Annotated in this window: 27 protein-coding genes; 17 read left to right on the top strand and 10 right to left on the bottom strand. The window is 40.2% G+C overall.

The window, feature by feature from the left end:
- Window positions 1-8: 8 nt before the first annotated feature.
- Both BM126_RS14735 and BM126_RS14730 read left to right on the top strand, forming a co-directional pair.
- Window positions 9-215, top strand: coding sequence for a DUF1657 domain-containing protein (locus BM126_RS14735; RefSeq protein ID WP_090990200.1), 207 nt, complete (start codon window positions 9-11; stop codon window positions 213-215).
- 25 nt (window positions 216-240) lie between these two features.
- The gene (locus BM126_RS14730; protein ID WP_090990199.1) at window positions 241-1,101 is read left to right on the top strand and encodes a DUF421 domain-containing protein; all 861 of its coding nucleotides are present in this window, start codon (window positions 241-243) and stop codon (window positions 1,099-1,101) included.
- A 121-nt stretch (window positions 1,102-1,222) separates the two neighbouring features.
- Here the strand turns inward: BM126_RS14730 and BM126_RS14725 are convergent, their stop codons facing one another.
- Both BM126_RS14725 and BM126_RS14720 read right to left on the bottom strand, forming a co-directional pair.
- Complete coding sequence (locus tag BM126_RS14725) at window positions 1,223-1,318, bottom strand: YjcZ family sporulation protein (protein ID WP_141770080.1); 96 nt, start codon at window positions 1,316-1,318, stop codon at window positions 1,223-1,225.
- 39 nt (window positions 1,319-1,357) lie between these two features.
- Window positions 1,358-1,483, bottom strand: coding sequence for a YjcZ family sporulation protein (locus BM126_RS14720; RefSeq protein WP_090990197.1), 126 nt, complete (start codon window positions 1,481-1,483; stop codon window positions 1,358-1,360).
- 242 nt (window positions 1,484-1,725) lie between these two features.
- Here BM126_RS14720 and BM126_RS14715 point away from each other — a divergent pair, with 242 nt between their 5' ends.
- The 5 genes from BM126_RS14715 to BM126_RS14695 all read left to right on the top strand — a co-directional run bounded on the left by BM126_RS14715 (window position 1,726) and on the right by BM126_RS14695 (window position 5,571).
- On the top strand, window positions 1,726-2,337 hold the full coding sequence (locus BM126_RS14715; RefSeq protein ID WP_090990196.1) for a TetR/AcrR family transcriptional regulator: 612 nt from the start codon (window positions 1,726-1,728) through the stop codon (window positions 2,335-2,337).
- Between the two features lie 325 nt (window positions 2,338-2,662).
- Window positions 2,663-3,136: a GNAT family N-acetyltransferase gene (locus tag BM126_RS14710; protein ID WP_177201445.1), complete on the top strand. Its 474-nt coding sequence runs from the start codon at window positions 2,663-2,665 to the stop codon at window positions 3,134-3,136.
- Window positions 3,099-4,325, top strand: coding sequence for an MFS transporter (locus BM126_RS14705; RefSeq protein WP_090990194.1), 1,227 nt, complete (start codon window positions 3,099-3,101; stop codon window positions 4,323-4,325). The genes BM126_RS14710 and BM126_RS14705 overlap by 38 nt, the downstream gene beginning before the upstream one ends.
- 27 nt (window positions 4,326-4,352) lie before the next feature.
- A complete protein-coding gene (locus BM126_RS14700) occupies window positions 4,353-5,237 on the top strand; it encodes a GNAT family N-acetyltransferase (RefSeq protein ID WP_090990193.1) in 885 nt (294 codons plus the stop codon).
- A 151-nt stretch (window positions 5,238-5,388) separates the two neighbouring features.
- Window positions 5,389-5,571: a hypothetical protein gene (locus BM126_RS14695; protein WP_090990192.1), complete on the top strand. Its 183-nt coding sequence runs from the start codon at window positions 5,389-5,391 to the stop codon at window positions 5,569-5,571.
- Window positions 5,572-5,670: 99 nt separating this feature from the next.
- Here the strand turns inward: BM126_RS14695 and BM126_RS14690 are convergent, their stop codons facing one another.
- The 6 genes from BM126_RS14690 to BM126_RS14670 all read right to left on the bottom strand — a co-directional run bounded on the left by BM126_RS14690 (window position 5,671) and on the right by BM126_RS14670 (window position 10,529).
- Window positions 5,671-6,630 carry a D-2-hydroxyacid dehydrogenase gene (locus BM126_RS14690; protein WP_090990191.1) on the bottom strand — a complete coding sequence of 320 codons (960 nt, stop codon included), beginning with the start codon at window positions 6,628-6,630 and terminating at the stop codon, window positions 5,671-5,673.
- Between the two features lie 155 nt (window positions 6,631-6,785).
- Window positions 6,786-7,661, bottom strand: coding sequence for an aldose 1-epimerase family protein (locus BM126_RS14685; protein ID WP_090990190.1), 876 nt, complete (start codon window positions 7,659-7,661; stop codon window positions 6,786-6,788).
- Between the two features lie 81 nt (window positions 7,662-7,742).
- Window positions 7,743-7,958, bottom strand: a complete 216-nt coding sequence (locus BM126_RS21975; RefSeq protein ID WP_141770079.1) for a hypothetical protein — start codon at window positions 7,956-7,958, stop codon at window positions 7,743-7,745.
- Window positions 7,959-8,053: 95 nt separating this feature from the next.
- A complete protein-coding gene (locus BM126_RS14680) occupies window positions 8,054-8,260 on the bottom strand; it encodes a hypothetical protein (RefSeq protein WP_090990189.1) in 207 nt (68 codons plus the stop codon).
- A 179-nt stretch (window positions 8,261-8,439) separates the two neighbouring features.
- The gene (locus BM126_RS14675; protein ID WP_177201444.1) at window positions 8,440-9,390 is read right to left on the bottom strand and encodes a MerR family transcriptional regulator; all 951 of its coding nucleotides are present in this window, start codon (window positions 9,388-9,390) and stop codon (window positions 8,440-8,442) included.
- 194 nt (window positions 9,391-9,584) lie between these two features.
- Window positions 9,585-10,529, bottom strand: coding sequence for a glycine-rich domain-containing protein (locus tag BM126_RS14670; protein WP_090990187.1), 945 nt, complete (start codon window positions 10,527-10,529; stop codon window positions 9,585-9,587).
- A 226-nt stretch (window positions 10,530-10,755) separates the two neighbouring features.
- Here BM126_RS14670 and hutP point away from each other — a divergent pair, with 226 nt between their 5' ends.
- From hutP to BM126_RS14640, 6 genes are all read left to right on the top strand, one after another.
- Entirely contained in the window at window positions 10,756-11,193 is a 438-nt protein-coding gene (gene hutP / locus BM126_RS14665) for a hut operon transcriptional regulator HutP (RefSeq protein WP_071349649.1), read from the top strand.
- 125 nt (window positions 11,194-11,318) lie between these two features.
- Window positions 11,319-12,845 carry a histidine ammonia-lyase gene (gene hutH, locus BM126_RS14660; protein ID WP_090990186.1) on the top strand — a complete coding sequence of 509 codons (1,527 nt, stop codon included), beginning with the start codon at window positions 11,319-11,321 and terminating at the stop codon, window positions 12,843-12,845.
- A gap of 20 nt (window positions 12,846-12,865) precedes the next feature.
- On the top strand, window positions 12,866-14,533 hold the full coding sequence (gene hutU / locus BM126_RS14655) for a urocanate hydratase (RefSeq protein ID WP_090990185.1): 1,668 nt from the start codon (window positions 12,866-12,868) through the stop codon (window positions 14,531-14,533).
- Window positions 14,534-14,539: 6 nt separating this feature from the next.
- A complete protein-coding gene (gene hutI / locus BM126_RS14650; protein ID WP_090990184.1) occupies window positions 14,540-15,817 on the top strand; it encodes an imidazolonepropionase in 1,278 nt (425 codons plus the stop codon).
- Window positions 15,786-16,727 (top strand): formimidoylglutamase, encoded by a 942-nt coding sequence (hutG, locus tag BM126_RS14645; protein ID WP_090990183.1) that lies wholly within the window; start codon window positions 15,786-15,788, stop codon window positions 16,725-16,727. Before hutI ends, hutG begins: the two co-directional genes overlap by 32 nt.
- A gap of 226 nt (window positions 16,728-16,953) precedes the next feature.
- A complete protein-coding gene (locus tag BM126_RS14640; protein ID WP_090990182.1) occupies window positions 16,954-17,175 on the top strand; it encodes a hypothetical protein in 222 nt (73 codons plus the stop codon).
- 70 nt (window positions 17,176-17,245) lie between these two features.
- Here BM126_RS14640 and BM126_RS14635 read toward each other — a convergent pair whose 3' ends face one another.
- The gene (locus BM126_RS14635) at window positions 17,246-18,454 is read right to left on the bottom strand and encodes a cytochrome P450 family protein (protein ID WP_090990181.1); all 1,209 of its coding nucleotides are present in this window, start codon (window positions 18,452-18,454) and stop codon (window positions 17,246-17,248) included.
- Between the two features lie 481 nt (window positions 18,455-18,935).
- On the opposite strand from BM126_RS14635, the gene BM126_RS14625 reads away from it, so the two are divergent.
- The gene (locus tag BM126_RS14625) at window positions 18,936-19,529 is read left to right on the top strand and encodes a carboxymuconolactone decarboxylase family protein (RefSeq protein WP_090990179.1); all 594 of its coding nucleotides are present in this window, start codon (window positions 18,936-18,938) and stop codon (window positions 19,527-19,529) included.
- Between the two features lie 154 nt (window positions 19,530-19,683).
- Window positions 19,684-20,421: a protein-glutamine gamma-glutamyltransferase gene (locus tag BM126_RS14620; RefSeq protein ID WP_090990178.1), complete on the top strand. Its 738-nt coding sequence runs from the start codon at window positions 19,684-19,686 to the stop codon at window positions 20,419-20,421.
- A 198-nt stretch (window positions 20,422-20,619) separates the two neighbouring features.
- Here the strand turns inward: BM126_RS14620 and BM126_RS14615 are convergent, their stop codons facing one another.
- Complete coding sequence (locus BM126_RS14615; protein ID WP_090990177.1) at window positions 20,620-21,498, bottom strand: VanW family protein; 879 nt, start codon at window positions 21,496-21,498, stop codon at window positions 20,620-20,622.
- Window positions 21,499-21,822: 324 nt separating this feature from the next.
- On the opposite strand from BM126_RS14615, the gene BM126_RS14610 reads away from it, so the two are divergent.
- Window positions 21,823-23,076 carry a M20 family metallo-hydrolase gene (locus tag BM126_RS14610; RefSeq protein WP_090990176.1) on the top strand — a complete coding sequence of 418 codons (1,254 nt, stop codon included), beginning with the start codon at window positions 21,823-21,825 and terminating at the stop codon, window positions 23,074-23,076.
- Window positions 23,077-23,513: 437 nt separating this feature from the next.
- Complete coding sequence (locus BM126_RS14600) at window positions 23,514-24,404, top strand: nitrilase-related carbon-nitrogen hydrolase (protein WP_090990174.1); 891 nt, start codon at window positions 23,514-23,516, stop codon at window positions 24,402-24,404.

The raw sequence follows: 24,404 nt of genomic DNA, 5'->3' as shown, positions 1-24,404 counted from the left end.
GAACGAAGGTGACAACAGCATCAGCAGTAAAACAGTGTCTTGCTAACCTGAAGGGTATTGAATCTGAATTATCTGGCCTTGCTATAAGAACAGAAGATGAAGAATCACAGCGAAAACTCCATCAAGCGATGATGACTGTGCATGAAATCGTGTTGGATGTGGAACGCAGAGCAGGGGAAATGGAGCAGGAAGAGCCAACTTACAAGGGATTTTAACTCATCAAAGCAGGAGGTGTTAGGCATGCCTGATTGGATCAATATAATATTCAGGTCTTTCTTCTTCTTGGTTGTCCTGTTTTTTATCACAAAGTGGCTGGGCAAAAAACAGATTTCTCAGCTCTCATTTTTTGAGTATGTTACCGGCATTACAATCGGTAGCATCGGAGCAGAAGTAGCCACAAAGATTGAACACAGCCTCATCAATGGATTGGTATCTATATCAACTTTTGCTTTAGCGCCCTTTATAGTAGGCTTGATATCTTTAAAAAGCAAATCATTCCGTGGTTTTGTAGAAGGTAGAGGAACAGTATTTATTAAAGACGGCAAAATCATGGAGGATAACTTAAAAAAAGAGAAATACACTACTGACGAGTTACTTGAACTGCTTCGAAAAAAGGATGTATTTAACGTTGCAGATGTTGAGTTCGCTGTTCTTGAAGCAACCGGGGACCTGACCGCAATGCTAAAAAAAGAAAAACAGCCATTGACCCCCAAAGATCTTCAAATGAATATGGCACCCATTAAAGAATCCCAAGCTGTCATTATGGATGGAGAAATAATGGATGAACCATTATCTACAGCAGGGAAGAATCACAAGTGGCTGCACACGGAATTATCTAAAATGGGTATTACAGTTGAAAATGTATTTCTTGGCCAAATTGACTCATACGGAGAGCTGACCGTTGATCTTTTTGATGATAAACTCAAGGTAGCATCCCCGCAGGAAAGGCCGCTCCTGCTGGCATCATTCAAAAAATGCCAGGCAGATTTAGAGCTCTTTGCCCTAGGAACGGACTCGCAGGATGCTAAAAATATGTATCATAAAAACAGTTTAAAACTGCAAAAAGCGATTGATGATGTCAAAGCAATTTTAATTAGCTGAAAAAGCAGAGGTTTTTCAATCCTCTGTCTTTTTTTGCTACTGGAGATTTGAGGCTTGTCCATGAACATCGAGGAAAAAAGAACAGATAAAATCTGTCCTTTTAACTATACGTTCCTAAAAATTAGTATAGTCCTGCACATGAACATCCAATGATGATCAATAAAATAAACAGAACAACTATTAAAGCAAAGCCGCTGCCGTAACCGCCGTCACCCATATTTATACCTCCATTCCTTATTTAAGACCTTAGCTTTCCTTAAGACCAGCACACCGCACCAATAATGATTAATAAAATGAATAACACAACGATTAGTGCAAAGCCGCTACCATAGCCGGTAGAAACAGGTGCTGTGTATCCATATCCGCATCCGCCAAAGCACATTGAATATTTCCTCCTTAAAAGGGTACTCGGAGCCGCATAAATGCAATTCCTAATGCTATGTTATGTAGCAAGACAGCAGTTGTTACGGACAATCATCCAGAAAGATGAGAAAAGGGCATGCGGGATAATAACCCTTGTTAGCAATAAAGATTAGTTAAAAAAAGAAAATTATTTGAAATAATTTTTTACTCTTGATAAACTAAATAGTCAGTTTAATCAAATCCCGGGAAAGGAGAGTTAAAATGCCTAAAGTGTCGGATGATTATAAAGAGAAGAAACGGGAACATTTATTGGAAAGTGCCTTAAAATGTTTTGGCGAAAAAGGGTATCAGGCAGCCACTATGGATGATATTGTGGTTTATTCCAAAACAAGCAAGGGCTTAATTTATAATTATTTTAAAAGTAAGGAAGAACTTTACATATCTCTTATGGAAGAACGGACGAAAAAGTCTTTTGGGCAGCTCATTGAACGATTCACTTCTATCCCTTCTGCAAAAGAAAAAATACAAACTTTGTTCCTCATCTATAAAGAAAGACCTCAGACATCTGAGTGGAGAAATTTAATCAGTGTTCATATGGAATTCTGGATCAATTCCGCAAAACAGGACAATTTGCGTGAAATTATGAAAAATCGGTACAAAGAACAATACAGGCTTTTTATGGCTAATATTATAGAAGAAGGAAAAATGAAGGGGGAGTTTAAAAAAGAGGTTTCTTCTGAAGCTGCCGGCAGTTTGTTTTGGGCAATGGTTGATGGCATTTGCCTGCACTATTCCGTTGTCGCAGAAGATTACGCGTATAGGGAACATTTTGAAGCAGCTGAAGATATGTACATGAATTATCTCCTTCTCTAAAAACCCGAAAAATCAGGCTGGACCAATAAGGTCCTCCTGATTTTTTAGTGATGTAACTGAATAATTTCTCCGGGATTCCCCATTTCTCCATAAAATTTAGGGGCATATTTTCTGCATCACATCAAAAAGATTCACTGAGCTATACAAAGTTTGGATGTGAACCTTTTGCATAATTTTAAAAGTTGTTTGACAATTCCAAGGGCAGTGAATAAAATAAACTTAACAGTCAGTTTTATTTATTTGCATAAATAAATGGAGGTTTTTTATATGATGGTAAATAACACATTAACAACCGATAGACTCGTGCTGCGGCCGTTCGAGCTTGTTGAGGATATGGAAGGTATATGCATCGATAGCTGCCCAGCATGAGGTAGGGAAGCGGCTTCCAAAAAGAGGGGGCTACACATACGAAGAAGCAAAATCAATGATGAAAAATTATATAAAACATTGGGAAGAGGAGGGTTATGGGCCATGGGCATTGAACAAAAAGGATGGTACTTTAATCGGACATATAGGTTTGAATAAAATATCAGACTTAGGAGAGGTTGAGCTTTTATATGCAATAGAAAAGGAAAGCTGGGGAATGGGGTATGCAAGTGAAGCGGCAGCTGCTTCGGTTTCATTTGCTTTTAATACACTTGGACTTGAAAAATTAATCGGGCTGATCAAGCATGATAATGATCGTTCAAGAAGAGTGCTGGAAAAAGCGGGAATGACATATGTGAAGGAAATCAGGTGGAGGGGCATGGATTTATTCTATTATGAGCTCAACTGCAAAAATCCCCGGAAAGATGGGTAAACAATCGTACTTTGTATATACTAATTCTTTTTCTGATATGTGCAGTCTGATGGAAATGCTGGTTATGAATTCTGTTATATTTTCCGAAACGGGAAGCACAGCCTGGCTTGCTGCAGTTTTGTCGGCAAGAGTTTGCGGAGGGATTCTTTCCAGCATGGTTTCTGGAATTCTTGCAGACCGCTGCAGCCGGCGGCAGATCATGATTTACAGTGATCTTATTAGAGGAGTAATAATATTAACACTCTGTTTTTTTTCTTCACCATTTTTACTGCTTTCAGGGGCATTTTTAATGGGAATATTCACAAGCTTCTTTTCGGTAAGTTTCAATGCTGAAATACCTCAAATTTTCGGAGAAGAAAAGGTAGTCAAGATACGCTCGCTGCTTTCAAGGCTAAGTGCAATTTCCATGGTAATCGGATTTTTTGGGGCAGCTATTCTTGCTGAAGTTTTAAATCCACGCGGTATTTTCGTTATAGATGCCCTTTCCTTTTTTCTTTCAGGGACAGCACTGCTCAATATTAAATGGAGTGAATCGAATAAACCAGTTTCTAAGGCTGTTCATAAGCATTGGATTAAGGATAGTCTTGAAGCCTGCAGGTTTGTCAGGGAAAGACCGCTGCTTTTTATGATATTTATTATTTTTCTATACCAGACTTTTGCAGCAAGCTCACAAAATCTTGGAATCCCTATTTTATCTGAAAGCTTGAGCTCTGAAAATTTCTCATTTTATCAGGGATTGATTTGGGGAGGGTGGGGCCATGGGTGCATTTTAACGACCATCCTTGTACCAGGGTTAAAACGGCTACACCACAACTTTTTCTTTGGGTATATGGTATTTTCAATGTTCGCATCAATGGGTTTTATTTTATTAATGTGGAATAATGCCATCTTATATATTATGGTGTTAGCTTTTTTTACGGGAATGTTCGATGGAGGAAAAGGGATCTTTTTTAATGCAGTTCTGCAAAAAACAGACAATAACATACGAGGAAGAATCTTTGGCATAGCCAATTTTCTCAATCGGCTGGGATTCGCTGCAGCTGCTCAAGTGCTAAGGCATGTATCAATGCCAATGCTTGTCCTTTTTTTTCACGGGGGAATGATATTAGCCGTACTAATAGGTTTCATTGTTTTGTGGGCAAAAAAACAGGATGTAAAGAAAACCGCTATAGAAAATGAAACTATATAAAAAATAAAAATAGAGGAAGTGTTAAAGATGGCAATTGATCGCTTAACAGAAAAATTTGTGATTGTTAAATGTTCCGATGCAAAAATTGAAGATGTTTACAGTGCTTTTGATGCCGGATTTTCTGATTATATTATTCCAATGAAAATTTCTCAACAGGTGTTTTTTGATAGATTTTTTGGTCCTGAGGGAAATCAGCTTGAAACTTCGTATATCGCTTATTATGAAAATAAGCCAGCCGGTGTCATTCTGGGAGGAATCAGATATTTTGATGGCATAAAAACAATGAGGTGCGGGGCGATGGCCATTTCAGCTGAATTTCGCGGAACCGGAGTAAGCAATATCCTATTCGAAGCACATAAAACAACAGCGGCGGAAAACAATTGCAGTCAGCTGTATTTAGAAGTGATTAAAGGCAATGATAGGGCTATAACTTTTTATCATAAATGCGGCTATGAAAAAATATACGATATATCCTATTTTGAAGCAGAAAAACCTGAAGAATTAATATGTTTTCAAGCCCTTGAGGCACATTCTCCATTTAGGTTCGAAAAAGTTGATTTTCTATCATTCAATACTGCAGTGAATAAATGGGATTTTCATATTAATTGGCAAAACGATTTGCCATATTTAAAAAGCAGCGATAATGTCAGTTATTTTGCTGCACTCGATGAAAAGCAAGTAATTGGCTGTCTGTCTGTTAACAATGGAGGGAAGATCAGTTCATTATATGTAGACAAAAGATACAGAGGAAAGGGAGTAGCATCCAGGCTTTTATTTGAAGGGTTAAAGGAGCTGAAGGCATCAAAACTCCATGCGGGATTTCCCAACAACAGCCTTGCTGAAGGATTTTTTAAAAAAGCTGGATTTAAAAAAACAGCTCTTGCTCAATATGAAATGTATCTTTCGCTTTAAAAGTGTTTCATGAGGGGATCCCGCGAAAGCTGCAGTAATTATCCCGCTCTGCTGCAAAAGATGATGAGCTTATTCCTACAGGACAGATTCAGCGGAAGGCCTTACTTTGGTTTAATACTCAGGCAGAATACACATTCAGGGGGAAAGAGGGATGAGAAACATGTTTAATGATTATGAATTCATGGAATTGTATAAGCTGCAAAGGCAGGAAATTGAAAGAAAAGCCAAAACGGCCTCGGAAATAGCCGAAAGATTGCCTGCCATAAAAATAAAAAGCCAAAGAAGGGAGACTATTACTCTGGGAGAAAGCCAAGTGTGCCTGGACTGCGAATAACATGAACATTGTCCCCTCAAAGCCATACAGCCAAATCCCATTTCAAGATAAAGGGATTTTGGCTGCACGTGTTTTGTAAAAGGAAGATGAAAATTATCTTTAATACCCTTTTTTGTAATCTACAAGATTTAGAGATGGCACTTGTCCTTCTGCGTATTCTTTCAGATTAGGAATAAATATTTCTTCAATCAGCCGTTTATCATAGTATTCTGTAGAGCCTGCTGTATGGGGTGTAACTATGACATTCTCAAGCTCCCATAACGGATTATTTGCAGGAAGGGGCTCATGTTCGAATACATCCAGTCCAGCGCCAGCTATTTCCTGATTCTTAAGAGCTTCAATCATTTCACTTTCAACAGCTATTGAGCCGCGGCCGATATTGATAAAAAACGAGGACGGCTTCATTAAACTGAATTCATTTTTACCGAACATTCCTTTAGTTTTTTCTGTCAGGGGCAGTGTGACCACAACATAATCACATTGAGGCAAAACGGTATGCAATTGATCAGAAGTAAACATTTCGTCTACAAATTCAGCTTGCTGGCCAGAGTGACGTACTCCTAGCACTTTCATGCCAAAGGCTTTTGCAATTTTAGCCGTTTCAAGGCCGATTGCCCCAATTCCAAGAATACCAATCGTTTTCCCATGAATTTCTGCGTTCATATTGGCATGATCCCATCTCTTGGATTGCTGATTCTTGACATATGTATGAATTTTCCTGGTTAACGAAAGAATAAGTCCAAATATGGTTTCAGAGATAGGGTACGAATGTACACCATTTGCTCCTGTAATCAGTATTTCCTTGATTTTTAGATCTTCAAGAGGCAAGCTGTTAACTCCTGCACTCCATGTTTGAATCCAGCGAAGCTTGCTGCTGTTTAAAACAGTATCTTTCACATTCGGATTCCAGCCTGCCAGAACTTCTGCATCATTCAGATGTTTTTCCCAAATTTCAGGTTCTTTTCCATAGACCACTTCCCAGTCTGGAATGATCTTTTGAATTTTTTCAGCAAGTGATTTTTCTACATTATGAGTAATTACAAGTTTACGCTTTGCCATATTACGCTCTCTCCCTGCCTTTTTGAGTAGTGAAAACGAAAAACTTAATAAATAGAAAATATAATTTCAATATTGTAATTATATCAATAATAGCAATAAAAACGAAAAATAAGGGATAAAATGCGCAAACTATTTGGTTTGCGCATTTTATCCCTTTAAGAACCAATTGTAATTTTATAGCTGCATGAATAGGTTACCCCTGGATCTAGTGAAACGATTCCTTTTTTATTCTTCAGTTCCCCAGGCTCTCCAGATGCATCTGCAATGCCTTGCCAAGGTTCAATACAGACAAATGGCGCTTCATTATGAGGTTTCCATATACCCGCGTAGGGCAGCCCTGCAAACTCAACCTCAACAAAGCATGAGTGTTTTTTTGAACGGAGGGCAATTTTATTCTGTTTGAGATTTTCAAAAATTAGAGCATCATTTTCAAATAGATCATTGTTAAGCTCAAGAGTTTGCGAGGCAGGGGCAATTTGCCTTTTTTCAGGCATGCGTGTGCCGCCTTCCAATTCAAATACTGTCATTTTCTCTTTCTCGCCAAAGTCTAAATAGTAATCCTCGAACTGTTCATCCTCAAACACAGGGCAGCGAAAAGCAGGATGGCCGCCAATTGAAAAATACATAGCTTCCTTACCGGGATTATTCACTTGATATCGGACCAAAACACTATTGCCTGCTAACTCGTACGATATTTCTAAATGAAAAGGAAACGGATATATTTCTAAAGTGCTTTTTGTAGAAGAAAGGGTGTATGCATGTTTCGATGCATGGGATTCGCTTTCCTCAAATTCCATATCCCTGGCAAAACCATGCTGGGAAAGGTGAAAATCCTTTCCATTCACATAATATGTATCCTTATTGACCCTTCCGACAATGGGAAACAGAACAGGAGCATGTCTGCCCCAAAATGCCTTATCGGCTTGCCATAAGTATTCTTTGCCATTTTCCTTTGAAACGATACTGACAAGTTCCGCACCTTTGTCCTGCATTTTTACAATAAGTGTTTCGTTTTCAAGCTGTGTTAACATGTTGATAGCTCCTTGCTTTCATAGATTTGTTCTTAGCATGCGCAACTTTTGAAATTAAAAGCCTGCTGCGCAATTTCAATGTTAATTTACCAAACCTGCAGTAAAGTTAAAATGTTTTACACAAATTTTTCCTGCATCTGTAACATTATCATCGATTAGTGCTTTAATCTCAGCCTTAAATGGATCATTTTGAAGGATGTTACAGAGAATGTAAACAAAATGAGAGGTCCTGGAATTTTCAAGGCAATACCAAATCATCTCGTTGAGTTTTGAGGGGAATGATGCGGCATTTGCCATCTTTACAGTTTTTCAACGCCAACGCCGATGCTGACGTCTGCATGACCTTATGAGATGAAATTGTCGAAGCACTGCTATTATGAGTGATTCCTTCATTATTTATCCTGGGACGGCTGAAGGAGAATATGATGAAGCCATAATTGTTCGTCAAGCAAACCTCGTGCGCCAGAACCTTTTATGCGGTTTATTAAGTTCAATCCCTGCCTATTCAAATTTTCCGATCGTTTAACATGCCTTCCAATACGGAATACAGGCACCTCGCCCTTTGTGAAAAAATCATAAATCTTTATTTGGAAACCCATAGATAGATATATTTCCCTCCGGCATTTATTTTATCTTACATGTATGTGCTATGTAAAACAGCACACTTTAAACTTGTGCAGAAGGTTCCGCACTTTCCGGCTAAAAATCATTACAAAGTTTTTTATGGTCCAAAAAAAGAACCGGCAGCATGCCGGCTCCATCTCAGTTCAATCTTTAATTATGACCAGACATTCCACCATTTTTTATGTTTTTTTGCAGCAGCAGCCTCTCTATAACCGGTTACCATGTCTTGAAAAGCTTCCTCACGTTCTTTGACCGCTTCAGTAAATTGCTGCAGATTAAGGTTCATAACATCTACCATGTGCTCCCTTTCATGCTGAAAGGTTTTCGACATGCTTGTTATATCCTTCTGGGCTTCTTTAACAGTTCGGGAGATTTTAGATAACATATTTTTACTTTCATTCATCGTGCTCCTTGAAGATTCTGTAATTTGCTGTGACAGCAGTTCGTAAGTATCTTCCGAAGCTTTCGCAATGCAGTCGGAGATGGTTCCGAAAGTTTCGAAAGTAAGTTCCGAAGCTTTCTCAATGGCATCGTTCAGGAACTGAATTTCAGCTTGGCGTTTGTCATTTGAACGCTGTATTGATTTGGCAACTCCTTGGATCGTATGCATGTTTCCTTGATTGATGACCGTCTGAAGGTCTTCCACAATTTCCGTTTTACCATTTTGAATGACACCTTTAATCTCCCTAATCATATCCTGACGGTAGTTTTCCATAACTGTTAGCATTTCTTCCATTTTCAAGACTTCTGGTGCCGGTGCATTAGACGCGGGGGCGATTGGCACCGCAGCAATTATTTCATTTGTTTCACCTGGCTTTTCGGAACCTCCGAAGGTTTCGGAAGCAGGTTGTGAAACGCCATTCAGGTGCTGTTCCAACAGGGTTCGTATCATTTCTCTGCTAATATTTTTATCCCGCATTTCCTTGATCTTTTTCAAAAGGGCCATTTCCATATCGGTGTAAAACCTGGCACCTTGCTTGGATCTGGGAATATGAAGGAGCCCCGTAAAGTCTTTTTCCCATTGTCTGATAGTACCTGTTGGAACATTGATTTTTTTAGAAACATCTTTTATTGAATATGCCCTGGTTATTTGATTTGCACTCATTAATATGTCAGCCCTTTCACAGCAAATTTTTATTGAAGCTTGATAGCATGTATATTCTCTCATTACTTTCAGTTTTTCCTGCCATCTGACAAAAGCTATCAAAAGAAGAAGGGATTCAGCAAAACCTTGTAAAAACCATCAATTTCTTTATGAAAATAAAAAATTCCATACTCCGAAAAGTATGGAAAGAACATTCATGAAGAAGAGCAGGAGCTGCAAGAAGTGCAAGAAGAACAGCTGGAGTCTGAACCAAAATGGCTTCCTCCATGTCCAGTGTCTCCATCGTGTCCGCTTAACCCTTCATGATGTGAATGATGACTGTGAGGCAGGCTGTCATCACCGAAGATATGCTTGCAGTGAATTTGATAGTCGCAATCATCTGTTTGTGCGAAAAATAAGTAGGCGTAACTTGCATCATTATTATATCTATATAGATTTTTCCAGTCAGCAGCGTCTTCCAATTTGCTATTTTTTATCTTGGAAACAAATGTCTCAAAAACACGGATTATCTCCAGGTTTGCCTGCTTGCGCATATATTTATCTTTCAGATAAGACAGATCTTCATTCATGAATTCACTGAAATATACCTGGCCTATTCCTTCTTTGAAAAAAGGTCCCCACACAGAAAGAGAAGAATTGTCGATCGAGAATAACTGTACATAGCAAAAGTCAAAAAATGTTCGTTCAAAGGGCTTGTAAACAAGTTCTGTTTTGGGGTGATGGAAAATTTCGCACCCTGCAAAGTCTTTGCAGAATTGCTGGTACTCATCCTGATAATTCAACATGGAATGCCATAATTCATCAACCTTTGGATTAAACATGTCCATACTTTTAAAAATGGAGGCCATCAAAAGATAACGCTGAATTTCCCTCCAGTATAAGGCAGCCTGTGATTGAGACATCATTGGGAATTTATCGCGGAATTCTGAATTGACCTTTTCCATATATTCATAGTGTAATGCTTCATTCATGGATAAGGCCAGCTGCTCAGCAATCTCCAGATGTCCGATGTTTTTTATCTCTTCGAAAGCAGCCTTGAAGTCTTTTTCAAATCGTTCATGTCTTGCGGCTCCTCTTTTTAATTCCGCCTGAAGAATCAATATTAAGATAGCAGCTCCTATAATTAATAACCAGACCATGATTTCAGCCCTTCCTAAAATAAATTAGGTTAAATTTTACAAATAAAACTAATTATACCACACGGTCATCAGGGATAGACATGAAGTTTTGCCTTTGGAAATACGTCTAGTCTTTACCATGCTGTCTTATTAATAGACTGAAATTTCAAAATATTTGTTTGACAGATTAAAGAAGGGGACCTTACAATAAAAGAAGTTATTAGTGAATAGAGAATTGGTGAAAATTATGAGCCAGACTGTCCAAATAGGAAAAATTGCTATTCTGCTTGCTGCCTTGACAGAAGAAGAAATAAAGGGCTTTCTTCCAGCCTTACATTCCGTTAGATTTTGCCAGGGAAAAGTAGGCTCGATGAACATGCAAAAAATCATCTCAGCTGTTGAAACGGCTGCAAAAAGAAATAAATTGATCTCAGAAGAACATTACCGGGAAACACACTCCTTGTATCATGCGATTATCGAAGCAATCGAAGGTGTTACACGAGGGCAGATTGCAATAGGGGAAATGTTGAGAACGGTTGGTCTCAGGTTTGCCGTAGTCCGGGGCAGGCCATATGAAAAACAAGGTGAAGGAGAATGGATTGCCGTAGCATTTTATGGAACCATCGGTGCACCTGTTAAAGGACTGGAGCATGAAACAGTTGGTTTGGGCATCAATCATATTTAATTCACATTGCCTAAAGTCATTAGCGAGTGAGGGGGCGATGATGGCACTACCATGCCATTATCGCCTTTTTGTGCAGAAAAAACGGGTTTATCAATTTCTATCAGGAATATTCAGGAGGCAGGTACATGATTGAATTGACAGGGCATGCATTGTCATTGGATAAAATCGCAAGAGTATGTTTCGAAAATGAATTGGTTTCCATTAGCTCAGACAGCATGGAAAGGGTAAAAAACAGCAGAAAGGCAGTAGACAGAATAGTTTCTGAAAAAAAAACCATATATGGAATCAACACCGGGTTTGGCAAATTCAGTGACGTAACCATTGATGAACGTGATGTAAATGATCTCCAGCTCCATTTAATCAGGTCACATGCCTGCGGGGTGGGTGAACCTTTTCCTGAAGAAGTGTCAAGAGCCATGCTGCTGCTGAGGCTAAATGCCCTGCTAAAGGGCTTTTCGGGAATCCGTCCCATCATAGCCGAGCAGCTGGCAACCCTTTTAAACAAGAGAATCCATCCTGTCATTCCGCAGCAGGGTTCATTAGGTGCTTCAGGCGACTTGGCACCTCTCTCACATCTGGCGCTCGTTTTGTTGGGAGAGGGAAAAGTATTTTATAAGAAACACATCATTTCTGCTAAAGCAGCATATTTGCAAGAGGGAATGAATCCTGTCAGCCTGCAGGCAAAGGAAGGGCTAGCCTTAATTAACGGGACACAGGCAATGACGGCGATGGGAGCTGTGTGCTGGCTGGAGGCAAGCAAGCTGGCATATCAAAGTGAGATGATTGCTTCACTTACAATCCAGGGGCTTGAAGGAATAATAGATTCCTTTCATCCTGCCATCCATGAGGCCCGCGGATACCCGCAGCAAATAGAGGTTGCTAAAAGAATCAGGGACATTTTACAAGGCAGCAGTCTTGTCACCAGACAGGGGGAAAAAAGGGTTCAGGATGCATACTCAATCCGCTGTATCCCTCAGGTTCACGGGGCATCCTGGCAGGCTTTGGATTATGTGAAGGAAAAACTTGAAATAGAAGCAAATGCGGCAACAGATAATCCCCTGATTTTTAACGAAGGAGAATTGATTATCTCAGGAGGAAATTTTCATGGACAGCCGATAGCTATCAGCATGGATTTTATGAAAATTGCTGCAGCAGAACTCGCAAGCATTTCTGAACGGCGAATTGAAAGGCTTGTTAATCCGCAGCTGAATGATCTCCCTCCCTTCTTAAGTCCTAATCCTGGCCTTCAATCAGGGGCAATGATCCTTCAATATTGTGCAGCTTCTCTTGTTTCTGAAAATAAAACGCTGGCACATCCAGCAAGCGTGGATTCTATTCCATCCTCAGCCAATCAGGAAGATCACGTCAGCATGGGAACAATAGCTGCCAGGCATGCTCATGCAATTATTCAAAATACCAGGCGCGTTTTGGCGATTGAGCTGATATGCGCACTCCAGGCTGCGGAATACAGAGGACCAGATAAATTATCGCCTATAACCAGGGATTTTTATAATGAAGCCAGAAAAGTTGTCCCTTCCATTAAAGAAGACAGGGTATTTTCAGAAGACATTGAAAACGTCACAGAATGGTTAAAAAAAAATGACCTGAGCTGGACAATGACTCTGGGAAGAGAAATCGTCCTGCAATCATAAAAAATAAAGGGGGAAGAGATATGCCGATTGAAGCGAACCGCAAAATTACTGTAAAACGAGGGCTGACATTGGAATGCAAGGGGTGGGAGCAGGAGGCGGCTTTAAGAATGCTATACAATAACCTGGATCCTGACGTAGCAGAAAAGCCTGAAGACCTCGTTGTTTATGGAGGCATCGGGAAAGCCGCAAGAAACTGGGAAGCATTCGATGCTATTGTTGAAACACTTAGGCGGCTGGAAAATGATGAAACTCTGCTGATTCAATCTGGAAAGCCTGTTGCAGTTTTCAGAACCCATGCCGCGGCTCCGCGGGTTTTGTTATCTAATTCTGTGCTTGTGCCCAAATGGGCTACATGGGAGCATTTTCATGAATTAGATCGTAAAGGCCTGATGATGTATGGACAAATGACTGCCGGAAGCTGGATCTATATTGGTTCACAAGGAATCCTTCAAGGCACGTACGAAACTTTTGCCGAGCTTGCCCGCCAGCATTTTGGCGGTTCTCTGAAAGGAACAATAACTCTTACTGCGGGCCTTGGAGGAATGGGAGGAGCACAGCCGCTTGCTGTAACTATGAATGGCGGTGTCTGCATTGCAGTTGATACAGATGCCAATCATATCAAAAAACGAATACAGACAAGGTATCTTGATGTTTTTGCAGATTCTTTGGATATGGCACTCATCATTGCAAATGAAGCAAAAATTAAAGGTAAGCCCCTTTCCATTGGATTAAAAGGCAATGCAGCAGAAATTCATCATGAGCTCCTTGACAGGCAGGTGCACTTTGATATCGTGACAGATCAAACATCGGCACATGACCCGCTGAATGGTTATATACCCGAAGGAATGGATGTAACAGAAGCAGAACAGCTTAGAAGTGATAATCCCGAAGAATATATTAAAAGGTCAACCCGTTCAATGGCAAAGCATGTAGAAGCCATGCTTGAATTTCAGAAAAGGGGATCCATAGTATTTGACTACGGAAACAATATCCGCCAAATTGCAAAAGATGCAGGTGTTTCAAACGCCTTTGACTTTCCAGGTTTTGTTCCTGCTTTTATCAGACCGCTCTTTTGTGAAGGAAAAGGCCCATTCAGGTGGGCTGCCCTATCTGGAGATCCGGAAGACATATATAGAACAGACTCATTGATAAAAGAACTGTTTCCTGAAAATGAGGCACTCAATCGATGGATAAAAATGGCCCGTGAAAAAGTTGCTTTTCAAGGGCTTCCGGCAAGAATCTGCTGGCTGGGATATGGTGAACGAATGAAAATGGGTCTGGCAATTAATGAACTAGTGAGGTCAGGCGAGCTGAAAGCACCTATTGTAATCGGACGTGATCATCTCGACTGCGGATCTGTCGCATCACCTAATAGGGAGACAGAATCCATGAAGGATGGGAGCGATGCCGTAGGGGATTGGGCTATACTGAATGCTTTGGTTAATGTCGCAGCCGGCGGGTCATGGGTTTCCGTCCATCACGGTGGAGGAGTAGGCATGGGATATTCCCTGCATGCTGGAATGGTGGCGGTTGCTGACGGCACTGATCTTGCAGAAGAAAGATTGAAAAGGGTGCTGACAACAGATCCTGGAATGGGAATTGTACGTCATGCAGATGCCGGTTATGAAGCAGCAATCAAAGCGGCAAAGGAAACAAATCTCGATATACCATTGCTTAAGAGAGGATGATGATTAATGCACGATCTTGTTGTTAGAAATATCAGCCAGCTGATTCTGCCTGAATCTTCTTTTTCTCCTTTAAAAGGCAAAGAAATGAGTGTTTTAAAAGTGAAGGAAAATGCTGCATTTGCGGTAAAGGACAAAAAAGTATCCTGGATCGGCGACGATGATGAAGCAGATTCTATAAAGGCCGGACAATACATCGATGTACAGCAAAAAATTGTTTCTCCTGGTCTTATCGATCCGCATACACACTTAGTTTTTGGCGGTTCCCGTGAAAACGAAATGCCTTTAAAGCAAAAAGGCATGAGTTATTTGGAAATTTTGGCGGGTGGCGGAGGAATTCTTTCAACAGTGGCAGCCACAAAAAGAGCTTCAGAGGAAGAACTTTTTCAGAAGGCATCGTTCCATTTGGAAAGAATGATTTCTTTCGGAGTCACTGCTCTTGAGGCTAAAAGCGGATATGGCCTGGACCGTGATACTGAAATCAAGCAGCTGCGTGTTATTCAAAGACTTCAGAATGCATTTCCAGCTGCCATTGTACCGACTTTTCTGGGACCTCACGCCATCCCTCTTTCCTATAAAGGAAAAGAAGAAGATTTTTTAAATGAGATGATAGGTTTGCTTGATGAGATAAGCCATAAAGATCTCGCTGAATTTGCAGATATCTTTTGTGAGACAGGTGTTTTTACTGCCGAACAGTCAAGGAAATACTTAAAAGCTGCAAAAAGCAAAGGATTTGGCCTGAAAATCCATGCTGATGAAATCGATACACTTGGAGGTGCTGAACTTGCAGCTGAACTTGAAGCAGCAAGCGGAGACCATCTTGTAGCTGTTTCTGATAAGGGAATCAAGATGCTTAGTGATTCAAAAACAGTTGCCGTTTTATTGCCGGGAACCACATTTTACTTAGGAAAGGATGCCTATGCACCTGCTCGAAGAATGATTGACAGCGGGCTGGCTATTGCTCTCGCAACTGATTTCAATCCAGGAAGCTGTGTAACTGAAAACCTTCAGTTCATCATGTCGCTTGCCGCTCTAAAGTTAAATATGTCAGCGGAGGAAATTTGGAATAGTGTCACAGTTAATGCAGCCCATGCAATTGGCCTGAATGGAAAAGCCGGAACGATTGAAATAGGAAAACCGGCAACCTTTGTCATCTGGGATGCAGATAACTATCATTACATTCCCTACCACTTTGGTGTTAATCATGCAAAAACTGTTTATTTGGATGGAAATAAAATATGGGAGAGACAGAAGAATGAAAAATTTCAGCTATCTGACTCCAGGTAAGGAAGTTTTATTTCAAGACCGTAATATGCCAAAAATGTACGATTGCCTGATTCCTTATTCAACAGGGAAATCTGGAAAAACAGGGATTATTGGCCTGCCATATTCCAGGACATCGATCTCCTCTTCACAAGCATCTGAAGCCCCAAAAACTATCCGGAATTGTTTGAGGGGGTTTTCCGCTTATTCAGGTGAACAAGTCCAGGATTACAGCGGAGAAGTTATCCTGGACTTTGGAGATGTACCTACACATCCCGCTAACATTGAAGAAACATTAAAAAGGCTCCGTATTTCTGTGAAAGAAATGCTCGGCACGTTTTCTTGTGAACGCCATATCATTCTTGGGGGAGATCATGGAATAAGCTTTCCTGCTATACAGGCATTCCAGGAAATATACGGAACAATCGGTGTGATTCAATGGGATGCACACCATGATGTCAGAAGCTTTGAAGATGGCGGGAGAACAAATGGCACTCCTTTCCGCAGTCTATTAGAAGGGGGATTTATTAAAGGGGAACATCTTGTTCAGGTTGGCATACGTGATTACTGCAACTCTAAAATATATCATGACTACACAAAGAAAAAAGGCATAACCGTTTATTCCATGGGAGATGTTGAGGATACCGGCATTGTTCCCATAATAAGAAAAGAAATCAGCCGGTTATCGGCAGTAACGGATTTAATCTATTTATCCGTTGATATGGATGTTGTGGATCAGGCCTATGCCCCAGGCTGCCCGGCAATAGGGCCCGGAGGCTTAACAAGCAGGGAGCTTATAAAAAGTATAGCTGAAGCATCACGCCATCCGAAAGTAAAAGCAATGGACATAGTGGAAATTGATCCGTCCAGGGATTTCCGTGATATAACAAGCAGGCTTGCTTCGGCAGCCATGCTAGAATTCATATTTTCCTAATAAATTTTGCTATGGAAACAAGGAGTTGTTTTCAGTTCGAGAATGTGCGTTTCCAGTTTAAGCAGGAGTCTCACACCTTTCGCGCCAATCAACACCATTGAAAATGTATTCGCCCTGTTCGAAAAGAACTAATATAAAAAATGCAATGGTATCCCTAAAATAAACTTTTAGTCTAAAGGGCAGAATATAATAAATATCAAACGAACTGATAAAAGAGGGATACTACATGAAAATTTACAGATATATGCTAAAGGAATCACTGGATGCTGCAGAATTAGCAGAAGATTTGAAAGTTCAAATTGCTGTCAACCGTTTTTGCGATGTGAAGATTAGCCCTGACGAACACCGAAATGAAATAATTGTTCAGCTGCCTGAAGCTGATGGAACAATTGAGGACGTTGTGGAAATATTCATGGCCGATTATAAGACAGGTGAAATTATTGAATAACCATAAACCCAAAAAACAGCAGACAATTAAATAACTTAGCCTCCTGCCAATAAGCAGGAGGCTAAGTTATTTAAAATATTAGCGGAATTTCTTTTACACCCCGTACAATCATTCCTGGTCTCCATTGCAATTCATCCGGATCAATGGCCAGGCGAATATCCGGCATTCTGTTTAATAAGGTATTAATGGCAATCTCTCCTTCTAAACGGGCAAGGGGCGCACCAAGGCACAAATGAATTCCTTTTCCAAAAGCAAGGTGCGGGCTTTTTTCCCGGGTAATGTCGAGAATATCCGGATCTTTGAAAACTTGAGAATCACGGTTGGCTGAATTTAGTGCTACAATAACATGATCTCCGCGTTTAAATTCAACATTCCGAAAAATCAGATCTTCGCCTGCCCAGCGGTCAGTGCTGAATTCAACTGGGCCATTAAAGCGGAGCAGTTCCTCAATAGCAGTTGAAATGAGCTCAGGATTATTCTTCAATATACCAAACTGTTCCGGAAATTCAAGCAGGGATAGGATACCATTACCTATCAGGTTGACTGTAGTTTCGTGCCCAGCAATGATTAAAAGAGAAACAAGACCATACAGTTCCTCTCCAGACAGTTTTTCTCCGTCATCTTCTGCATTAATCAAGTCATTTATCATGCCTTCACAGGGGGTTCCACGCACCTGTGCAAACCAGTCTCCAAGGTAGGCAATGAACTCTGACATATGCTGTCCAACTTCTTCAAAGCTTTCAGCAGTTCCGCTTTCTATAAGGGAATTGGACCATAACCTGAATTTTTCCCTGTCTTTGCTGGGAACTCCAAGCATTTCGCAGATGACAATAATGGGTAGAGGAAATGCCAAATCATCAATTAAATTCAATTTACCTTTTTCTTTTACATCATCGAGGAGTTCATCTGTTATTTCCTGAATTCTTTCACGCATGCCTTCAATCATTTTGGGTGTAAACGCTTTTTGTACAAGTCCTCTTAACCGTTTATGATCAGGCGGATCAGAAAAGAGCATATTTTGGGTAAAGATGCTGGTATGTGAGGTTGGTTCATCAGATAATTTCGTATAATCCTTAATAAACCTGCTGTCTTTTAGTAGTTCAGAGGCATCTTCATGCCGTGTAATCAGCCAGGAATGCATTCCCCCAGGAAGAAGGGTCTTATAAATGGGAGCCTCCTCTCTAAGTTTTTTGTAAAGTGGATAGGGATTTTGAACAAAAGCATCTGTAAACATATAATTTTGTCCTTTTGTTATTTCTCTATTATTATTAAGTTCCATTTTGTATTTCTCCTTCCCAATAGCTTCTTTTGCATATGCTCTTTTCTTACAGATTGTTGTTTTTTTAATTTGTTATGTGAGGCGTTCTCATTGTCAAGTCAGGTTGATTGGAGCGTAAGGTGCAGACTCCTGCGGGATTAGCAGAACAGGTGAGACACCGGAGGCGCAGCCGAGGAGGCTCACCGGCTGCCCCGCGGAAAGCGAGCATCCTGGAGCGGAAATCAACCACCTTGTATCATAGCAACAAAGTTTATGAAAACAGCCTTTGCATATTCAGTTCTATTATTTATTATAATACGAAAACGAAAAATTCCGAAAATTAAGTGTTCATTTTCCATTGTTTTTTTAGAATGATTTCTATATAAAAGGATAAGTTATAAAGTGAAGTAACCAACAGTTCGGGTTATCTCTCTTTCAATTCTATCGCTGATGTTTTAAAAAAACGGGATTATAAAAGCGAAATAAAAAGGATGGATCTTATATGCAAACTAACTTATATAGCACAGAGAATCTGCTCCACCTTAACAGTCTAAAAAGCCTCGTTCCCGAAACTCTGCATGCATATGCAACATATAACAGTGCAGTGCTGAAAGCTGGAGCTTTGAACAGAAAAGAAAAAGAAACCATTGCTCTTTCATTAGCATCTGCAATACAATGCCCGTACTGCATCGATATCCATACAAGAAGTGCCAAAACAGAGGGAGCTTCAATTGAAGAACTGTCTGAAGCTATATTTATTGCCGCTGCAGTAAAAGGCAAAAGCACATTAATGCAACAAGAAGAAATAACCGGCCAATCAAATGAACTAAATGAGTGCCAAGAAACCTGTAAGAATTTTTTTGAATCAGCCTTCCAGGCAGGAAAGCTGAGCCCGAAAATGAAGGAAATCATTGCACTAGCGGTTTCTCATCTTTTAAAGTGCTCTTATAGCATTAAAAAGCATACAAAGAATGCAAAAGCATCAGGGGTATCCCAGCAGGAACAATTGGAGGCAATTTTTATTGCTTCTGCCATTTGTTCCGGGGGAGTTTATATGCAGATGGCAAACATGATATCAGTATTTAATGAATCTTAATAAAGTCCAGGTTATTACTATCCGCAGCCCCTAAAATAGGGGCTTTTTACTTTTCTGAGTTGTATTGACTGAAAAAAGAAACGTTTATATGGATGCTTATCATTATTTCTTCATATATTGGAAATGGAGAAGTCAATAATTTATGGAGGAAAACATGATATTAATAGAGGGGAAGCAAACAAACCTCGAATCCCTGCAAATTGAAGGCTATGAATCAGAGTCAATTATTAAAAAAATGATTGCCTACAATGTGAAATATGAATATCCAAGCCCTAAATATTTGAGGTTTGAACTGTTTACACGCAGCAATATTTTAGAAGCCTCAAAAAAATTGAATGACAGCGGAGCGGAATTTGAGACATTTGAACATTCAATGTGCAATGAAAAGTATTGGGAACGGCTGAATAATGGCGGATTTTTGCTAAAAAAGGACGTGTCCCCCACATCAGCCATTTTAGATATCCTGATAAACGGGGAATATTATGCATTTGAATGTTCAACTGCCATGGCAATAGTTTTATATATATCTGTAATAATGACCATTGGCAGAGCTTCGTTTAACCAATATTTCGAAGGAATACTTTTAATGGATGGACATTTCGATGAAGACCTTGAGCTCTATTCAAAAAAAGGCGATGATTTTTTGCCAGGTGATATATTGTATTTTAAAAATCCGGATTTTGATCCAAAACAGCCTCAGTGGAGAGGGGAAAATGTTATTTATTTCGGGAATGACAAATTTTTCGGCCATGGAATAGGCATTCAAAGTTCAGCTGAAATCATTAGCTTTCTCAATGAAACAAGAGCAAAGGACGGAAGTGAATCAGCATTTTTGACACGATCCATTACAAGACCGGATTTTATTTCGTTATATAATTTAAAAAACCTGTAAGTATATACAATTTTCAGGCAATCCGAGCTTTTAACTAACCGAAGATTCAGTTCCGATTTATCCTTCCTTTGCAATTATCCATGTAAAGGAATAAAAAAATAATGACAGCCCTGCAATAATTTTGCTGCAAAAAACGAAACACCCATATCTCTATTTTTGCAGCATTTTTTTGCAGCCGAAATATGGGGCCTGCCGCGGTTATCTGTTAATATCTTTATGGGCGGAGCCTGCGTTGATTGAATCTGAAGAGAAAATATTCACAACCAGCATCTCCCCGAGAACTTGTGCCCTAATAAGGACCGCCTGATTAAGTGTATTGGCAAACTGGAAATCGGGGCCATACCAGCTTACTGTAGCATCTCTCCCTTTTGGTACATACGGAACAGCCCGGCTATGCGAGTACCTTTGAACTATGTCCAATCCAGCAATATCTGCAGCATTGAAAAGGGTAGAAGATACCTGGCAAATGCCGCCGCCTATCCCTTCCGAAAATTCTCCTTTCACAATAACTGGAGCCTTTAAGTATCCCTTACTTTCGGTTCTCATTCCCACTACTTTATTAAAGGAAAAAATCTCACCTGGAAAAACAACATAATTATTGAGTGCATTTGCAGCAAGACTGATATTATGTGATCGATTTTTGTTGCTTGATTTAAAATAGGTTATATAATGGCCAATCCTTTTGGTCCTGATATTTGATAGAAGTTCACTGTCCACTTTAGGATAAATGGAAATCATCGGTGTTTCCAGATGAACATTCCTTCCGCTGAAGAAGAACTCATAAAATTGCCTGGTAAATTCCTGCTGATAAAGCTTTGAGCCATTCTGCCCCGGCACGATCCTTCCCTGTTCATTAATCACTGCATTCCTTGGTGGCTGATAAGTCTGCTCATCAAGCATTTTAATGAAATTGCGATATCTCTCCATATTTAAAACTGGAAAGCCTGGTAAGGGAATATAAAATTCAGAACGGTCAGCTTCAGCAATTGTGCGGCCCAGATAGCTGACTGTCAAATGTGCTGGTGAACTCCAAATATTCGTGATAAGCATTAAACTGGCGAACCAATGGAAAATCATTTCATGTATACACCGCCGTATATATTAGTTTTCATATAATTCCACTTATATTAATATAACCAGCTTAGACGAATGAATGTATAAACACCCCAGAAGTTTAATTTGCCCTGTACCGGCTGAAACTTCAATTGAATGATTACAGATTCAGCATGGATACTGATTAATCAGCAGCTAAGCTGTAAAAATGCGGGCTACCCAATAACAACCTGTCCAATTCAGGGCAGCAAACATCTTACATAATGTCTACTAAAATAATTTAAGGCTGGCTGTATAATCAATAGACATAAAATTTATTCAAGAATACTTAATGAAAGTGGTGAAAACATGATTGCAGCACACTCAATAAACAGCAAAAGACTGCAGCAGCGTATAGAAAAACTAGCGGAAATAGGCAAGATCAGTGATACAGGTGTATGCCGTCTTGCGCTGTCCATAGAGGACCGGCATGCTGTAGACGTTGTCCGCGGCTGGATGGAAGAGGCTGGCTTAAAAACACGCATCGATAACTTCGGTAATTTAATAGGAAGGCTTGAAGGCAGGAATCCTGATACGCCCTCTCTGATGCTGGGTTCGCATATTGATTCACAGCCTTATGGAGGAAGGTTTGACGGAACTATTGGAGTGCTTGGAGCCATTGAGACCGTACAGACCTTGCAGGAAAAAGGGATTGTTCCTGATATTCCAATTGAAGTGGCAGCCTTTTGCGATGAAGAGGGATGCAGGTTCAATAAAGGGATTTTTGGTGTCCGGGGCATTTGGGGCGAACTTGAAGAAGGAGAACTGCAGAGAGTGGATAAAGACGGCATCACAAGGGAACAGGCCCTGATCAGTGTTGGATGCGATCCATCAAAATTTGCAGAATCGCAGTATAAAAAAGGGAGTGTTGCTGCTTTTCTTGAGCTGCATATTGAACAGGGGCCGGTTCTTGAAAAATTAAATAAACCCGTGGGAATTGTTACTGGCATTTCGGGTCCATTATGGCTGACCGTAGACTTTACTGGCTTCGCCGGCCATGCAGGCAGTGTCCCGATGGATATGCGGAAGGATGCATTGCTTGGTGCCGCAAAAGTAATTGTGGCACTAAATGAGATTGCAGCCCGCAATCCAGATTCACCAGCAGTTGCAACAGTAGGAAACATTGAGGTATTTCCTAATTCCCGTAACATCATTCCTGAAAAAGTCACTTTTACTGTTGATTTACGGGATATTGATATTGAACAGAGAAACCGGAATGAAATGGAGTTAAAAAGGGAGATTCAGAAGATCGCCGAACAGCATGGACTTAAAGCAGTTATAAGAGAAGACACCAATACTGAACCCCGTTACTGTGCAGAGTGGATTAAAGAGGCCATACGCAATGAAGGCAAAAAAATGGGTATTGAGCCAGCTGAGCTTATGAGCGGACCTTTTCATGACAGCATGGTCATGTCAAGATATTGCGATTATGGAATGATTTTTGTACGCTGCAAAGACGGAATCAGCCACAACCCTCTTGAATATTCGTCGAATGAAGATATTGCACTTGGAACAGAACTGCTATACCTGACTGCATTATCCGTCATTGAAGCGAAGAAATAATCTATAAAAACAATGGGGGTGAGTTCAGTTTTCATCCCCGCATTTTTGTGTGCAAGGCTCTTTTTTAATGATTTTTGTTTTTTTATTTGTTATGTGAGGCGTTCCTGCTGTCAAGTCAGGCTGATAGGAGCTAAGGTGAGCCTTTTTAAAAAAAGATCCGGGGCAGACGCTGTTTGACAGCCTTAACGAATGTGCAATACAGCTGGCTCGATTTGAAGAAAAACCAGAATGCCAGGATTTTGATAATTGATTTGATGTACATATCATAAAGTCGCTTTTCTGCATGTAAGGAACTATTTTTTACACTATGTATGAATCGGCAAATTATATACTTACAAAGTGTTTAATGAATTGCATTCTTTGTCATTATAAAATAAGTGAAATGAATACTGATTATTCAGCATATTTTATAAATTTGAAAAACAGGAGGGATTATCTTGACGGATAAAGTAATGATTGGGCTTATACAAGCGGCAAATGATATTCATGGAGACGAGCCAGTGGAAGTCCATAAAAAAAGGGCAATTGAGAAACATGTGAGTTTAATCAGGAAAGCAAAAGAAAAATCGGCGCAGATCATCTGCCTTCAGGAAATTTTCTATGGTCCATATTTCTGTGCAGAGCAAAAAACCAAATGGTATGATGCAGCTGAAGAAGTACCAAATGGACCAACAGTAAAATTTTTTCAGGAACTGGCAAAAGAACTGAGTGTCGTTCTCATTCTTCCAATTTATGAACGGGAGGGTATAGCCACCTATTACAACACTGCCGCTGTCATAGATGCAGATGGCTCTTATTTGGGCAAATACCGGAAAAACCACATTCCGCATGTTGCAGCAGGAGAAGAAGGCTGCGGATTTTGGGAAAAGTATTATTTTAAGCCTGGTAATCTTGGCTACCAAGTGTTTGATACTGCATACGCCAAGATTGGTGTGTATATATGCTATGACCGGCATTTTCCGGAAGGTGCACGGCTGCTTGGGCTGAAAGGAGCAGAAATTGTCTTTAACCCGTCCGCGACGGTAGCTGGCACTTCTGAGTATTTATGGAAACTGGAACAGCCTGCACATGCAGTAGCAAACGGATACTATATTGCCGCCGTCAATCGGGTGGGCACCGAAGCACCATGGAATATGGGAGAGTTTTATGGCCAGTCATACCTAGCAGACCCAAAAGGAAACTTTGTTGCCATGGCAAGCAGAGATAAAGATGAAGTTATTGTTGGGGAAATGGACAGGAAGTTAATAAGGGAAGTCAGGGATGCCTGGCAATTCTACCGTGACCGCCGGCCGGAGACTTATAAAGAAATGACGGCTTTGCTGCCATAA

The sequence above is a fragment of the Bacillus sp. OV322 genome (genome assembly GCF_900112495.1).
Classification (GTDB): Bacteria; Bacillota; Bacilli; order Bacillales; family DSM-1321; genus Peribacillus.
The sequence above is the reverse complement of the archived record's forward strand: the minus strand, read 5'-3'. Positions and strand labels throughout refer to the sequence as shown.